The following is a 15,788-nucleotide window of genomic DNA, read 5'->3' as shown; positions in this document are numbered from 1 at the left end:
CCGCAGGAGCGGGCTTGCCCGCGAAACAGACGACGCGAAACCCGGCGGGCTTGCGCAGTTCGCGGGATCCGCCGGCAAGCCGGCTCCTACCGCACAGGCTCAGACGGCGGCGTTGTAGAACTGCTCGCTGTTTTTCTGCTCCACCAGGGCCTGCTCGATCGCGGCCTGATGCACTTCGTCGGCATGCTCTTCCCGGGCTTCGGGCTGGATGCCCAGACGGGCGAACAGTTGCATGTCCTTGTCGGCCTGGGGGTTGGCGGTGGTCAGCAGCTTGTCACCATAGAAAATCGAGTTGGCGCCGGCGAAGAAGGCCAGGGCCTGCATCTGCTCGTTCATCGCCTCGCGACCGGCGGACAGGCGCACGTGGGATTGCGGCATGAGGATCCGCGCCACCGCGAGCATGCGGATGAAATCGAACGGGTCCACGTCCTCGGCGTTTTCCAGCGGGGTGCCGGCCACCTTGACCAGCATGTTGATCGGCACCGACTCCGGATGCTCCGGCAGGTTGGCCAGCTGGATCAGCAGACCGGCGCGGTCGTCCAGGGATTCGCCCATGCCGAGAATGCCGCCGGAGCAGATCTTCATCCCGGCGTCACGCACATAGGCCAGGGTCTGCAGGCGCTCGCTGTAGGTGCGGGTGGTGATGATGCTGCCGTAGAACTCCGGCGAGGTATCCAGGTTGTGGTTGTAGTAGTCCAGGCCGGCCTTGGCCAGGGCTTCGGTCTGCTCCTGATCCAGGCGCCCCAGGGTCATGCAGGTTTCCAGGCCCATGGCTTTCACGCCTTTGACCATCTCCAGCACATAGGGCATGTCCTTGGCCGACGGGTGCTTCCAGGCGGCGCCCATGCAGAAGCGCGTAGAGCCGATGGCCTTGGCCCGAGCGGCCTCCTCCAGCACCTTCTGCACTTCCAGGAGTTTTTCCTTTTCCAGGCCGGTGTTGTAGTGACCGGACTGCGGACAATATTTGCAATCTTCCGGGCAGGCGCCGGTCTTGATCGACAGCAGCGTGGACACCTGGACCCGATTGGCGTCGAAATGCGCGCGGTGCACCGTCTGCGCCTGGAACAGCAAGTCATTGAACGGCTGGACGAACAGGGCTTTGACTTCAGCCAAAGTCCAGTCATGACGCAGGGTAGCGGTGCTGCTGGCGCTCATGGGCGATTCCTTGATTATGCTTGGCAAGCGGCGCTGGACAGGGACGGTCCGCGGCCGCGACACGGATGTCCGGCATATTTAAGGAAGCGCCATGCACTGTCAACCCGAATACAAAGGACCGGTTTACATCTGGTCAAAAAACAAACAAACCTGTTTATTGTGCGATGAACCCAGCGATTCGCTCCTGGCCCTGTGCAGCGCCTGCCAGGATGAGCTGCCCTGGCTTGGCGCCCAATGTTCGGTCTGCGCCCTGCCCCTGCCCGCCGACGGCCTGACCTGTGGCCAGTGCCTGCAACGCCCTCCGGCCTTTCAACGGGTCATCGTGCCCTGGCGCTACGACTTTCCGCTGGACAGCCTGATCAGCCGTTTCAAGCATCAGCAGCAATGGCCTTTGGGTCGCCTGATGGCCGAACTTTTCGCTCAATTCCTGCATTTTCGCTTCGATGAGGGCCTGCCCCGGCCCGACTGCCTGCTACCGGTGCCGCTGTCGCGCCGCCGCCTGCGCCAGCGCGGATTCAATCAGGCCGACATGCTCGCCCGATGGCTGGGACACCCCCTGCACCTGAGCGTGGAGCCTGATCTGCTGCGGCGCACCCAGGACACCCCGGCACAGCAGGGCCTGAATGCCCGGGCCCGGCGACGCAACCTGCGCCAGGCATTCGCCCTCACCGCCAACGCTTCAGTGGCGGGCCGGCACCTGGCCCTGGTGGACGACGTCCTCACTACCGGGGCCACCGCCCAGGCCCTGGCACAGGTGCTGATGGACGCTGGCGCCCGCCAGGTGGATGTCTATTGTCTGGCCCGCACGCCCGCGGCCGAACACCGCGACTGACTTGACTCTCATCGCTCAAGTCGCAAACTCCCTGTCCACCGTCAGTGCCCGAAGCCGCCCCGCCATGTCCCTGCCCACTCTGTTGACTCAGCACATCGTCCGCCGCCCGCAGCGCATCGCCCTGCTCCAGCACATTGCCGAACAGGGCTCCATCACCCGCGCGGCAAAAAGCGCCGGCCTGAGCTACAAGGCCGCCTGGGACGCCATCGACGAGCTGAACAACCTGGCCGCCAGCCCGCTGGTCGAGCGCAGCGTCGGCGGCAAGGGCGGCGGCGGTGCCAGGCTGACGCTCGAAGGCCAGCGCGTGCTACGCCTTTATCAACGCCTGCAGGCCCTGCAAGCCCAGGTCCTGGAAGCCGCGGAAGAGGCCAGCGACCTCGACCTGCTGGGACGCCTGATGCTGCGCACCAGCGCCCGCAACCAGTTGCACGGCAAGGTCCAGGCCATTGCCCCCCAAGGCTGCAACGACCTGATCAGCCTGGCTCTGGCCGAGGGCCTGATCCTCAAGGCGCAAATCACCCACGACAGCACCCAGCGCCTGGAGCTGGCCCCCGGCACCGAGGTGGTGGCGCTGATCAAGGCCGGCTGGCTGGAGCTGCACCCCATCGGCGCTCCGGCAACAACTGGACACAATTGCCTGAGCGGCGCCATCGAGCAGATTCTCGACGCCGAAGATGGCCCCTGCGAAGTCAGAGTCGTGCTGCCCAATGGCCAGACCCTCTGCGCCCTGGCCGAGCCCCGCCGGCTCAAAGACCTCGGGCTTGGCGAAACCCAGGCCGTCCAGGTGCACTTCTCCCCCGCCCAGGTCCTGCTCGGCACCCCGCTCTAAGGCGGATCCGGCGACTTGCGACTGCAACCTGTTCGTCATAGAGGCTCACTAAGGTGGCTGCAAAAACCTTCAGGGAGCCTGATATGAGCCTGCTATTGGAAGAAGACCAACCCACCGACCTGGAACAGATGGTCGGCCTCAGCCGCCGCGGTTTCATCGGTGCCGGGGCCCTGTGCGGCGCCGCGCTGTTTCTCGGTGGCGGACTGCTCGGCCGCAGCGCCCTGGCCGCCGGTGTCAGCGCCGGCACCAGCCAACTGCTGGGCTTTACCGGCATCGCCGCCGCCACCAGCGATAGCATCACCCTGCCACCGGGCTACAAATCCTCGGTGCTGATCAGCTGGGGCCAGCCGCTGGCCAAGAACGGACCGGCCTTCGACCCCAGCGGCAATGGCACCGCCCAGGCCCAGGAAGTGCAGTTCGGCGACAACAACGACGGCATGAGCCTGTTCGCCTTCCCGGACGACAAGCACCGGGCGCTGATGGCGATCAACAACGAATACACCAACTACCGCTACCTCTATCCCCACGGCGGCCAGCCGCAATCCGCCGAAGACGTGCGCAAGGCCCAGGCCAGCGAAGGCGTGTCGGTGATCGAGGTGCAGCACAAGCACGGCCAATGGCAGTTCGTCCAGGGCTCGCGCTACAACCGGCGCATCCACGGCAACACGCCGATCCGCCTCAGCGGTCCCGCCGCCGGCCACGACCTGCTCAAGACCGCGGCCGACCCCAAGGGCAAGCACGTCCTCGGCACCTTCCAGAACTGCGCCAACGGCAAGACGCCCTGGGGCACCTACCTGACCTGCGAAGAGAACTTCACCGACTGTTTCGGCAGCAGCAACCCCGAGCAGAAGTTCGACGCCGCGCAGAAGCGCTACGGCGCCGTGGTGGCCAGCAAGGACATCAACTGGCACTTGCACGATCCGCGTTTCGACCTGGCGAAGAACCCCAACGAGCTCAACCGCCACGGCTGGGTGGTGGAAATCGACCCCTTCGACCCGCAATCGACCCCGGTCAAGCGCACCGCCCTGGGCCGCTTCAAGCATGAAAATGCCGCCCTGGCGCAAACCCGCGACGGCCGCGCCGTGGTCTACATGGGCGACGACGAGCGTGGCGAGTTCATCTACAAGTTCATCAGCCGCGACAAGATCAACCAGCGCAACCCCAAGGCCAACCGCGACCTGCTGGACCACGGCACCCTGTACGTGGCGCGCTTCGATGCCGGTGATGGCAATCCGGACCGGCCCAAGGGCCAGGGCCAGTGGATCGAGCTGACCCACGGCAAGAACGGCATCGACGCCAGCAGCGGTTTTGCCGACCAGGCCCAGGTGCTGATCCAGGCGCGCCTGGCCGCCAGCGTGGTCCAGGCCACCCGCATGGACCGCCCGGAATGGATTGTGGTCAGCCCCAAGGACGGCCAGGTCTATTGCACCCTGACCAACAACGTCAAACGCGGCGAAGACGGCCAGCCAGTGGGCGGACCCAACCCGCGGGAGAAGAACGTCTACGGGCAGATCCTGCGCTGGCGCACCGGCAATGACGATCATGGCGCCATGAACTTCTCCTGGGACCTGTTCGTGGTCGCCGGCAACCCGAGCGTACACGCCGGCCAGCCCAAGGGCGGCTCGTCCAACATCACCCCAGAGAACATGTTCAACAGCCCCGACGGCCTGGGTTTCGACCAGGCCGGACGCCTGTGGATCCTCACCGACGGCGACTACAGCAACAGCGGCGATTTCGCCGGCATGGGCAACAACCAGATGCTCTGCGCCGACCCGGACAGCGGCGAGATCCGCCGCTTCATGGTCGGGCCGGTAGGTTGCGAGGTCACCGGGATCGCCTTCGCCCCGGACCAGAAGACCCTGTTCGTCGGCATCCAGCACCCCGGGGAAAACGGCGGCTCGACCTTCCCCGAGCACCTGCCCAACGGCAAGCCGCGCTCCTCGGTAATGGCCATTACCCGGGAAGACGGCGGCGTCATCGGCGCCTGATCCTTGCGCTGTGCCCACCGGCTCCTCCCTTCGTAGGAGCCGGCTCGCCGGCGAACCACCAGCAAACCCTCCCCCACTGGCTCCCCGTCTGCGTTACCATGCCTGGCCGGACGCGGCAGCCTGCTGCGAGCAGGAGTAAGCATGTCGCACCCGTTTGAAACACTGACCCCCGACCTGGTTCTGGACGCCGTTGAAAGCATCGGTTTTCTCAGCGACGCCCGCGTGTTGGCGCTCAACAGCTACGAAAACCGCGTCTATCAGGTGGGTATCGACGAAAGCGAGCCACTGATCGCCAAGTTCTACCGGCCCCAGCGCTGGACCAACGAAGCCATTCTCGAAGAGCACCGCTTCACCTTCGAACTGGCCGAGTGCGAGGTGCCGGTGGTGGCGCCGATCATCCACGACGGCGCCAGCCTGTTCGAACACGCCGGTTTCCGCTTCGCCCTGTTTCCCCGCCGCGGCGGAAGGGCACCGGAACCGGGCAACCTGGACCAGCTCTATCGCCTCGGCCAGTTGCTCGGGCGCCTGCACGCGGTGGGCGCGACCCGCCCCTTCGAGCACCGCGAAGCCCTGGGGGTGCAGAACTTCGGCCACGAGTCCCTGGCCACCCTGCTGCAAGGCAACTTCATTCCCAAGAGCCTGCTGCCGGCCTACGAGTCCGTGGCCCGGGACCTGCTCAAGCGGGTGGAAGACGTCTACCAGAACACCCCGCACCAGAACATCCGCATGCACGGCGATTGCCACCCGGGCAACATGATGTGCCGCGACGAGATGTTCCACATCGTCGACCTGGATGACTGCCGCATGGGGCCTGCCGTGCAGGACCTGTGGATGATGCTCGCCGGCGATCGCCAGGACTGCCTCGGCCAGCTCTCGGAACTGATGGACGGCTACAGCGAGTTCCACGATTTCGACCCGCGGGAGCTGGCCCTGATCGAACCGCTGCGGGCCCTGCGCCTGATGCACTACAGCGCCTGGCTGGCGCGGCGCTGGGACGACCCGGCGTTCCCCCACAGCTTTCCCTGGTTCGGCAGCGAGCGTTACTGGGGCGAACAGGTCCTGGCCCTGCGCGAGCAACTGGCCGCCCTCAACGAAGAACCCCTCAGGCTGTTCTGACCCTGCCTGCAGGAGCTGGCTTGCCAGCGAAGGGGCCCATGAGATCGCCTTCGCCGGCAAGCCGGCTCCTACAAGAATCCGCCTTGATACAACGCCAACTGTAGGAGCTGGCTCGCCAGCGAAGAGGCCCGTAAGTTTGCCATTGCCCACAAGCCCTCCTCCAAAGAAACGGGCGGTGCAAAAGTCAGGACAGGTCTAGACAAATCTCCTTACAATCGCGGCTTTGTTAGCTGCCTAAGCAAGGACTTTGCATGCAAGCCGCCAACCCGCGTCGCGGGTACATCCTGGGCCTGACCGCCTACATCATCTGGGGTCTGTTTCCGCTCTATTTCAAAGCCATCGCCAGCGTTCCCGCGGTGGAAATCATCATCCACCGGGTACTCTGGTCGGCGCTGTTCGGCGCCCTGTTGCTGATGGTGTGGAAACATCCGGGCTGGTGGCGCGAGCTGCGGGACAACCCCAAGCGCCTGGCGATCCTGGCCCTGAGCGGCACCCTGATCGCCGGCAACTGGCTGACCTATGTCTGGGCGGTGAACAACGGACGCATGCTCGAAGCCAGCCTGGGCTACTACATCAACCCCCTGGTCAATGTGCTGCTGGGCATGCTGATTCTCGGCGAACGCCTGCGGCGCCTGCAGTGGCTGGCGGTGATCCTCGCGGCGCTGGGGGTGGCCCAGCAAGTGTGGCAAGTGGGCAGCCTGCCCTGGGTGTCGCTGATCCTGGCGCTGAGCTTCGGCTTCTATGGGCTGATCCGTAAACAGGCGCCGGTCAAGGCCCTGCCCGGGCTGGTGGTGGAAACCTGGATGCTGGTGCCCATCGCCCTGGGCTGGCTCCTGCTGCACCCCGATGCCAGCAGCGCCCATGCCGAATTCTGGAGCAGCTCCCAAGCCTGGTGGCTGGTGGCCGCAGGTCCAGTCACGCTGATTCCCCTGGTGTGCTTCAACGCCGCCGCCCGCGACCTGCCCTACACCACCCTGGGCTTCCTGCAGTATCTGGCGCCGACCCTGGTGCTGCTGCAGGCGGTGCTGCTGTTTGACGAACACCTGTCCTCCAGCACCCTGCTGGCCTTCATGTTCATCTGGGCGGGACTGGCGGTGTACAGCGTCGATGCCTGGCTGAGCCTGCGCGGCCGCCGCTGATCAAAAAACGCCCAACATTCTGCAGGCCATGCCAGTCGTGGCCTGCAGCGGTTCTTCCCAAGGTTATCCACAACCTGATCCCCGCCCTTTGTGCACAAGCCCTTGAAACTGCTGGTTTTTTGATCAGAGCGCGCTAAGCCACGGCGCTGTTGGGCTGGCGCCGGGTCTCTACAGGTTATCCACAGGCGCATGCACGGATTACTGGGATAACCTGCGGGACGGGGTTCAGACCTCGCTGCGCAGCACCAACTCCACCATCAGGTCGTCGGCCAGGGTTTCCAGGCGCGACTGCAATACCTCCAGGGACAAGGTCAGGGGCACCGCCAGAATCGCCTCGGCATGAAACAGCGGCTCGCTGCTCATGGGCGCCGGACGCACCTCGGTCACCAGCCGTTCGAGATTGACCCCCTGCTCCGCCAGCAAGCGCGTGATGTCGCGAACGATCCCCGGGCGATCGTTGCCCACCAGCTCCATGGCGATGGGTTTCCAGGTGCAGGACTGCTCGATGCCACTTTCGGCGATCAACACCCGAATGCCCTGGGCCGACAGCCCCTGCAAGGCATCCACCAGCTCATCGTAGGCCTCGGCCGGGACCCCGACCCGCAGGATGCCGGCAAACTGCCCGGCCATGCGCGACAGGCGACTTTCCAGCCAGTTGCCGCCATGTTCGGCGATGCACTGGGCGATCCGCTCGACCTGTCCGGCCTTGTCCGGGGCGAATACCGTGAGAACGAGATGGTCCATGGCGCAGCCCTCTTTTCATGATGAAAGAGCAATTATAGGCAGCCTCATTCCCCGCGCCTTCCAGCCCATATCGCAGCAGCTTGTGTAGGAGCTGGCTTGCCAGCGAAAGTGCCCGCAAGGCCGACGCAAACCCCGAAGGCCCATTCGCCGGCAAGCCGGCTCCGACGCGGGCGCGCAGGGCAAAACACAAATCGTGTACAACTTTTTGTATTTATATGGAACAATCCACCGGCCTTTTGAGAACACCGCGTTTCCCAGCGTGACCGCACTGCATTCTTAAGTCGCGGAACGACGAATTTAGTCTAATTTTCACAACCGCAATTCATCATGTAGTATGCCGCAGCGCGCACTACATAACGTTGGAACGATGTCCGCCAAGGCCTGACTGCAACCCCTGCAACCCCCCATCAGCAAGGCTCTGCCGTTGATTGGAAGCACCCAGCCGCCCGCAATGGCATGTACTGGTGAACAGGGTTGTGCTTTAAATGGCCGCCGGCTTCATTGTTAATTTGAAGAGCTGAAAAGCGAAATAGCTGAGCAGAGTGAGGCAAGCAATGACTGAACACGTTCAAGTCGGTGGCCTGCAGGTCGCCAGAGTCCTGTTCGACTTCGTGAACAACGAAGCCATTCCCGGTACCGGCCTCACCGCCGACGCGTTCTGGGCCGGTGCCGACAAGGTCATTCACGACCTGGCACCGAAGAACAAAGCCCTACTCGCCAAACGCGACGATTTCCAGGCGCGCATCGATGCCTGGCACCAGTCCCGCGCCGGCCAGGCACACGATGCCGTGGCTTATAAAGCCTTCCTGCAAGACATTGGTTACCTGCTGCCAGAAGCGGCGGATTTCCAGGCCACGACGCAAAACGTCGATGAAGAAATCGCCCACATGGCCGGCCCGCAGCTGGTGGTGCCGGTGATGAATGCACGCTTCGCCCTCAACGCCTCCAACGCCCGCTGGGGCTCGCTGTACGACGCGCTGTACGGCACCGACGCCATCAGCGAAGCCGATGGCGCGGAAAAGGGCAAAGGCTACAACAAGGTCCGCGGGGACAAGGTCATCGCCTTCGCCCGCGCCTTCCTCGATGAGTCAGCGCCGCTGACCGCCGGCTCCCACGTCGACTCGGTGAGCTACAAGATTGTCGGCGGCAAGCTGGTGGTCGGCCTCAAGGGCGGCAGCAACAGCGGCCTGCGCGACGACGCGCAACTGATCGGCTACCAGGGCGATGCCGCGGCCCCGACCGCGATCCTGCTCAAGCACCACGGCCTGCACTTCGAGATCCAGATCGACGCCGCAAGCCCAATCGGCCAAACCGACGCCGCCGGGGTCAAGGACCTGCTGATGGAAGCGGCCCTGACCACCATCATGGACTGCGAAGACTCGGTTGCCGCCGTCGATGCCGATGACAAGGTGGTGATCTACCGCAACTGGCTCGGCCTGATGAAGGGCGACCTCGCGGAAGAAGTGAGCAAGGGTGGCAAGTCCTTCACCCGCACCATGAACGCCGACCGCGAATACACTGGCGCCAACGGCGAGCCGGTGAAGCTGCACGGCCGCTCGCTGCTGTTCGTGCGTAACGTCGGTCACCTGATGACCATCGACGCGATCCTCGACAAGCACGGCAACGAAGTGCCGGAAGGCATCCTCGACGGCCTGGTCACCAGCCTCGCGGCGATCCACAACCTCAACGGCAACACCTCGCGCAAGAACAGCCGCACCGGCTCGGTGTACATCGTCAAGCCGAAGATGCACGGCCCTGAAGAAGCGGCGTTCACCAACGAACTGTTCGGCCGCATCGAAGAGGTGCTGAGCCTGCCGCGCAACATCCTGAAAGTCGGGATCATGGACGAGGAGCGCCGCACCACGGTCAACCTCAAGGCCTGCATCAAGGCCGCCAGCGAGCGCGTGGTGTTCATCAACACCGGCTTCCTCGACCGCACCGGCGACGAGATCCACACCTCCATGGAAGCCGGCGCCATGGTGCGCAAGGCCGACATGAAGGCCGAGAAATGGATCGGCGCCTACGAGAACTGGAACGTCGATATCGGCCTGTCCACCGGCCTGCAAGGCCGCGCGCAGATCGGCAAGGGCATGTGGGCCATGCCGGACCTGATGGCCGCCATGCTCGAACAGAAGATCGCCCACCCGCTGGCCGGTGCCAACACCGCCTGGGTGCCGTCGCCAACCGCCGCCGCGCTGCACGTGCTGCACTACCACAAGGTCGACGTGTTCGCCCGCCAGGCCGAACTGGCCAAGCGTGCCCGCGCTTCGGTGGACGACATCCTGACCATCCCGCTGGCGGTCAACCCGAACTGGACGCCGGAGCAGATCAAGAACGAACTGGACAACAACGCCCAGGGCATTCTCGGTTACGTGGTGCGCTGGATCGACCAGGGCGTGGGTTGCTCCAAGGTGCCGGACATCAATGATGTCGGCCTGATGGAAGACCGCGCCACCCTGCGCATCTCCAGCCAGCACATCGCCAACTGGCTGCGCCACGGCGTGGTGACCCAGGAGCAGGTGCTGGAAAGCCTCAAGCGCATGGCTCCGGTGGTTGACCGGCAGAACGCCGGCGACCCGCTGTACCGCCCGCTGGCGCCGGACTTCGACAGCAACATCGCCTTCCAGGCCGCCCTGGAACTGGTGATCGAAGGCACCAAGCAGCCTAACGGCTACACCGAGCCGGTCCTGCACCGTCGGCGTCGCGAGTTCAAGGCCAAGAACGGCCTGTAACAACGCCTGGCCCCACCCATGAAAAAGCCCCGGTCCAGTGGACCGGGGCTTTTTTGTTCCCTGCCGCAAGAGCCTTCTAGCGCACCACTCCCAGCTCATGCTTGACCAGGGCCAGCAGCTGGCGGGTGTCGATCGGCTTGAGCAGGAAATCCACCACGCTCAGGTGCATGGCGGCAATCGCATCGCGCACATCGGCGTCGCCGGAAATGATGATGATCGGCAACGCCGCCCGCTCCGATTCACGCACCTGGCGAATCAGCTCCAGGCCGTTGCAGGGCGCCATGCGCAGATCGGTGATCAGCAGGCCGATGGACTTGTTCGATTCGAGCAGTTCGAGGGCGGCCTTGCCGCTGGCCGCGGTCATGCAGCGAATGCCATCCAGCCCGAGAATTTCCGCAAGCAGCTCCCGGGCATCCTTGTCGTCATCGGCGATGAGCACACGCTGAGCGGGCAGGTCCGGCTCGAGCATCACCTCGCTCAGAGCCTCGCGCTCGGCGTCACTCAAAATATCGTGGTCGGGCATACATTTCTCTACATGAACCAATCAATCCCCTAGCACAGTGGTCAGACATCGCTAAGCGGGCTTCCAATGTGCACTTCGTCGGAAAAATTGCCAAGTGCTCCGATCAGAGCTTTTTTGCATGGATGACCGCAGGCTCAAAGCCAAATGCCCAGGAACGCGAGCGCTACCTAGACTTACGTCCAATGGGCACTCCCGCCCCAGGCGCCGACCATTGCCGTGATCCGACCACAACAACTCCAAGAAGACTGCGGTAATCGTTATGAGTAAAGCGGACGCCTTCACCCAGGCCGGCAAGACCGCGGTGTTGCAGAACATCCAGGGCACCGTGCAGTTCCTGCAGCGCTTCCCGCCCTTCAACCAGATGGAAAACCTCCACCTGGCCTACCTAGTGGAACAGTGCCAGCTGCGCTTCTATGGCCCGGGCGAGAGCATCATCAAGCCGGCCGACGGTCCGGTTGAGCACTTCTACATCGTCAAGCAGGGCCGGGTGGTGGGCGAACGCACCCACGCCGCCAAGGGCAGCACCGAAACCACCTTCGAAATCACCACCGGCGAGTGCTTTCCCCTCGCCGCCTTGCTCGGAGAACGGGCGACCCGCACCGAGCATCGGGCCGCCGAAGACACCTTCTGCCTGCAACTGAACAAAAGCGCCTTCATCAAGCTGTTCGCCCTGTCTGCGGAGTTCCGCGATTTCGCCCTGCGCGGGGTCAGCAGCCTGCTGGATCAGGTCAATCAGCAGGTCAAGCAGAAGGCCGTGGAAACCCTCGGCACCCAATACTCGCTGAACACCCGCCTCGGCGAACTGGCCATGCGTCATCCAGTAGCCTGCAGCCCGCAGACACCATTGCGCGAAGCCGTGGCACTGATGCACGAGCAGCAAGTGGGCAGCATCGTGGTGGTGGACGAACACAAGGCGCCCCTGGGGATCTTCACCCTGCGCGACCTGCGCCAGGTGGTGGCCGACGGCAGCCAGGACCTCAACCAGCCCATCGAACGGCACATGACCCAGGCACCGTTCTTCCTCAGCCCGGACCACAGCGCCTTCGACGCCGCCATCGCCATGACCGAGCGCCATATCGCCCACGTCTGCCTGGTGAAGGACCAGCGCCTGTGCGGCGTGGTGTCCGAGCGCGACCTGTTTTCCCTGCAACGGGTCGATCTGGTGCACCTGGCCCGGACCATCCGCAACGCGCCCCGGGTCGAACACCTGGTGGCGCTGCGCGGCGAGATCGGCCAGCTGGTGGAACGCATGCTGGCCCACGGCGCCTCCTCGACCCAGATCACCCACATCATCACCCTGCTCAACGATCACACCGTGTGCCGGGTGATCGAACTGACCCTGGCCGACAAGGGCGACCCCGGCGTGCCTTTCAGCTGGCTGTGTTTCGGCAGCGAAGGCCGGCGCGAACAGACCCTGCACACCGACCAGGACAACGGCATCCTGTTCGAAGCCAGGGACGCCGCCCACGCCGCGGAAATTCGCGGCCAGCTGCTGCCCATTGCCCAGCAGATCAACCAGAGCCTGGCCCAGTGCGGCTTCACCCTGTGCAAGGGCAACATCATGGCCGGCAACCCCGAGCTGTGCCTGTCCCGCGCCGAATGGGCCCGGCGCTTTGCCGCCTTCATCCGCGAGGCGACCCCGGAAAACCTCCTGGGTTCGAGCATCTATTTCGACCTGCGGGTGGTCTGGGGCGATGAACAGGGCGCCGAGCAACTGCGCCGGGGCATCCTCGACCAGGTCGCGGACAACCGCCTGTTCCAACGCATGATGGCGGAAAACGCCCTGCGCCAGCGCCCGCCCGTGGGGCGCTTTCGCGAGTTCGTCCTGGCCCGCAAGAACGGTGAAAAAGCCACCCTGGACCTCAAGGTCCAGGGCCTGACGCCCTTCGTCGACGGCGCCCGGCTACTGGCCCTGGCCAACGGCATCGGCGCCATCAACACCCTGGAGCGCCTGCGCCAGCTGGTGTCCAAACAAGTCATCGAGCCTCTGGACGGCGCGGCCTATGAAGAGGCCTACCACTTCATCCAGCAGACCCGCATGCAGCAGCACCAGCGCCAGACCCGGGAAAACCAGCCCTATTCCAACCGCGTCGACCCCGACAGCCTGAACCACCTGGACCGGCGCATCCTGCGCGAGTCCCTGCGCCAGGCCCAGCGCCTGCAAAGCAGTCTGGCCCTGCGGTACCAGCTATGAGCCTGTTTGCCTGGTTCCGTCCCGCGGTCAGCGTCCTGACCGCCGAGCAGCAACACCGTCGCGACCGCCTGCCCGCCTTCACCGAACTGGGTGACGGCAGCCTGCGGGAACAGCGCTGGGTGGTAGTGGACCTGGAAACCACCGGCCTCAATCTCAACCGCGATCAGGTGCTGTCCATCGGCGCGGTGGTGATCGAAGACGGCGCCATCGACTTCAGCCAGCAATTCGAGCGCACCCTGCAACGCGCGGGACACAAACTCAGCCCCAGCGTGCTGATCCATGGCCTGGGCCCCAGCGCCATCGCCGCCGGCTGCGACCCGGTGGAGGCCCTGCTGGACTTCATGGAGTTCGTCGGCGACAGCCCGCTGCTGGCCTTTCATGCGCCCTTCGACCAGCACATGCTCGGCCGGGCCCTGAAGGACAGCCTGGGCTATCGCCTGCAGCACCGCTTCCTCGACGTCGCGGACATGGCGCCCATGCTCTGCCCCCAGGCCCCGATCCGCGAAGCCGGGCTGGATGACTGGGTCGACTGGTTCAAGCTGCAAGTCGCGGAGCGTCACCACGCAGCAGCCGACGCCCTGGCCACCGCGGAACTGGCGCTGATCCTGTTCAACCGCGCCCGCCAGCAGCAGATCCACAGCCCGCTGAACCTGCAGCAGCGCCTCAGCCAGTGGAGACGCCGGCAGCAGGCCCCTTCGTTCTGATCCATCGCAACGGCGCAAATACCTGTGGCGAGGGAGCTTGCTCCCGCTCGGCCGCGCAGCGGCCGTAAAACCTGAACCCCGGTTCCACCTGACACAGAGCCTTGGGCGTGCGGCGCACGCCAGCGAGAGCAAGCTCCCTCGCCACAACGGGCTTTCTCTGCCGACAAAGCTCTTCAGCACCCGCCACCCTCAGCAACAAGGCAGCCGACCGACGTCGATTGCGCCACTGTTTGGCCTCTGCGACAATCGCGAATAATTCTCGTTAATTTAAACTTTTCGATGGGTGACCCCGGTTGTCGTCAGTCCAAAGCCCTCGCAATGAGCTAGTTGGTGCGTTGTATCGCGACCATCGCGGCTGGCTCCTGGCCTGGTTGCGGCGCAACGTGGCCTGCAGCCAGCGGGCCGAGGACCTGAGCCAGGACACCTTCGTCCGCCTGCTGGGTCGCGACGAGCTCAAGGCCCCCCGCGAGCCCAGGGCCTTTCTGCTGGCCATCGCCAAGGGCCTGCTGTTCGATCATTTCCGCCGCGCCGCCCTGGAACAGGCCTACCTCAACGAACTGATGCTGATCCCCGAAAGCGAGCAACCCTCGCCGGAGCAACAGCAACTGATCCTCGAAGACCTCAAGGCCATCGACCGCCTGCTGGGCAAACTCTCAAGCAAGGCGCGCATGGCCTTCCTCTATAACCGCCTCGATGGCCTGAGCCACGCCGAGATCGCCGCACGCCTCGGCGTCTCGGTGCCGCGGGTGCGCCAGTACCTGGCCCAGGGCATCCGCCAGTGCTACATCGCCCTGTACGGGGAGCCGCTATGACCCCCATCAGTTCCAAACCGGTGTCGGCCCGGGTGCTGGACGCCGCCATCGCCTGGCAACTGTCGCTGGATGGCGACGCCAGCGCGGTGGAGCGCGAAGAGTTCGCCAAATGGCATGCCGCCCACGAAGAACACGCCCGCGCCTGGCGCCAGCTGGGCATGCTCGACCAGCGCTTCAGCGTCGCCTCGGGGCCAGCGCGCAACGCCTTGCTGCAATCGCGCGAAGGCCTGCGCCGGCGGGTGCGCAAGCTGGGGCGTGGGGTCGCCAGTGTGGTGCTGGTGGCCGGGCTGGGGCTGTTGGCCGGGGAGCGTTACCTGCCGGTGGATTACTGGCTGGCCGACCAGCGCACCGCCACCGGCGAGCAGCGCACCCTGCACCTGAGCGACGGCACGCGGATCGACCTCAACACCCACAGTGCGCTGGATGTGCGCTTCGATGACCAGCAGCGGCGGATCGTGCTGCAGGAAGGCGAAATCCTCATCGAGACCGGGCACAACGACAGTCGCCCGTTCATCGTCGAAACCCGCGACGGGCGGATGCGCGCCCTGGGCACGCGGTTCCTGGTCCAGCGCGAGGACCAGGGCACCCGCCTCGGGGTGCTGCAATCGGCGGTGGCGGCGCGACCGCAAGCCGCTCAGGACGAACAGGTGTTCCAGCAAGGCCAGCAGGTGCTGATGCGCCGCGCCGGCCTGGACCCTTTGCCGAGCCTGACCCCGGGGGCCGATGCCTGGACCCGGGGCATGCTGGTGGTGGACAACATCCGCCTCGGCGACCTGATCGCCGAACTGGGTCGTTATCGCCATGGTCACCTGGGCGTCGCCCCGGAAGTGGCCGACCTGCGCATTACCGGAAGCTTTCCGTTGCAGGACACCGACCTCGCGCTCAATGCCCTGCTGCCGACCCTGCCGGTGCAGATCGAGCGGCACACCGACTGGTGGGTAACCGTGACGGCCAAGGCCGACGCCAAACGCTGAGATCGGTGTCGCGACCTTCGCCGGCAAGCTGGCTCCTACACCGATC

General features: G+C 64.9%; 13 protein-coding genes. 10 read left to right on the top strand and 3 right to left on the bottom strand.

The window, feature by feature from the left end; all coding sequences use genetic code 11:
• Positions 1–99: 99 nt before the first annotated feature.
• Positions 100–1,155 carry a biotin synthase BioB gene (gene bioB, locus GGI48_RS18180; RefSeq protein ID WP_016964745.1) on the bottom strand — a complete coding sequence of 352 codons (1,056 nt, stop codon included), beginning with the start codon at positions 1,153–1,155 and terminating at the stop codon, positions 100–102.
• Positions 1,156–1,246: 91 nt separating this feature from the next.
• On the opposite strand from bioB, the gene GGI48_RS18175 reads away from it, so the two are divergent.
• The 5 genes from GGI48_RS18175 to rarD all read left to right on the top strand — a co-directional run bounded on the left by GGI48_RS18175 (position 1,247) and on the right by rarD (position 7,059).
• A complete protein-coding gene (locus GGI48_RS18175) occupies positions 1,247–1,987 on the top strand; it encodes a ComF family protein (RefSeq protein ID WP_179599467.1) in 741 nt (246 codons plus the stop codon).
• A 64-nt stretch (positions 1,988–2,051) separates the two neighbouring features.
• Entirely contained in the window at positions 2,052–2,816 is a 765-nt protein-coding gene (locus GGI48_RS18170) for a TOBE domain-containing protein (RefSeq protein ID WP_179599465.1), read from the top strand.
• Between the two features lie 83 nt (positions 2,817–2,899).
• Entirely contained in the window at positions 2,900–4,804 is a 1,905-nt protein-coding gene (locus tag GGI48_RS18165; RefSeq protein ID WP_103741692.1) for a PhoX family protein, read from the top strand.
• Positions 4,805–4,945: 141 nt separating this feature from the next.
• Entirely contained in the window at positions 4,946–5,920 is a 975-nt protein-coding gene (locus GGI48_RS18160; protein WP_103741693.1) for a serine/threonine protein kinase, read from the top strand.
• Between the two features lie 251 nt (positions 5,921–6,171).
• Positions 6,172–7,059 (top strand): EamA family transporter RarD, encoded by an 888-nt coding sequence (gene rarD, locus GGI48_RS18155; protein WP_016964742.1) that lies wholly within the window; start codon positions 6,172–6,174, stop codon positions 7,057–7,059.
• A gap of 225 nt (positions 7,060–7,284) precedes the next feature.
• On the opposite strand, the gene GGI48_RS18150 is transcribed toward rarD, so the two are convergent.
• Positions 7,285–7,803 (bottom strand): glycine cleavage system protein R, encoded by a 519-nt coding sequence (locus GGI48_RS18150; RefSeq protein WP_016964741.1) that lies wholly within the window; start codon positions 7,801–7,803, stop codon positions 7,285–7,287.
• A 554-nt stretch (positions 7,804–8,357) separates the two neighbouring features.
• On the opposite strand from GGI48_RS18150, the gene GGI48_RS18145 reads away from it, so the two are divergent.
• Positions 8,358–10,535, top strand: a complete 2,178-nt coding sequence (locus tag GGI48_RS18145) for a malate synthase G (RefSeq protein ID WP_179599463.1) — start codon at positions 8,358–8,360, stop codon at positions 10,533–10,535.
• 76 nt (positions 10,536–10,611) lie between these two features.
• On the opposite strand, the gene GGI48_RS18140 is transcribed toward GGI48_RS18145, so the two are convergent.
• A complete protein-coding gene (locus GGI48_RS18140) occupies positions 10,612–11,058 on the bottom strand; it encodes a response regulator (RefSeq protein ID WP_016964739.1) in 447 nt (148 codons plus the stop codon).
• 259 nt (positions 11,059–11,317) lie between these two features.
• Here GGI48_RS18140 and GGI48_RS18135 point away from each other — a divergent pair, with 259 nt between their 5' ends.
• From GGI48_RS18135 to GGI48_RS18120, 4 genes are all read left to right on the top strand, one after another.
• Positions 11,318–13,252: a putative nucleotidyltransferase substrate binding domain-containing protein gene (locus GGI48_RS18135; protein ID WP_103741695.1), complete on the top strand. Its 1,935-nt coding sequence runs from the start codon at positions 11,318–11,320 to the stop codon at positions 13,250–13,252.
• Positions 13,249–13,956: a PolC-type DNA polymerase III gene (locus GGI48_RS18130; RefSeq protein WP_016964737.1), complete on the top strand. Its 708-nt coding sequence runs from the start codon at positions 13,249–13,251 to the stop codon at positions 13,954–13,956. Before GGI48_RS18135 ends, GGI48_RS18130 begins: the two co-directional genes overlap by 4 nt.
• A 293-nt stretch (positions 13,957–14,249) precedes the next feature.
• The gene (locus GGI48_RS18125) at positions 14,250–14,768 is read left to right on the top strand and encodes an RNA polymerase sigma factor (RefSeq protein ID WP_016964736.1); all 519 of its coding nucleotides are present in this window, start codon (positions 14,250–14,252) and stop codon (positions 14,766–14,768) included.
• Complete coding sequence (locus GGI48_RS18120; RefSeq protein WP_179599461.1) at positions 14,765–15,742, top strand: FecR domain-containing protein; 978 nt, start codon at positions 14,765–14,767, stop codon at positions 15,740–15,742. Before GGI48_RS18125 ends, GGI48_RS18120 begins: the two co-directional genes overlap by 4 nt.
• Positions 15,743–15,788: the final 46 nt, after the last annotated feature.

The sequence above is a fragment of the Pseudomonas protegens genome, from assembly GCF_013407925.2.
Lineage (GTDB): Bacteria > Pseudomonadota > Gammaproteobacteria > Pseudomonadales > Pseudomonadaceae > Aquipseudomonas > Aquipseudomonas fluorescens_AP.
Note: the sequence above shows the minus strand (reverse complement) of the source record. Positions and strands in the feature narration are given on the sequence as shown.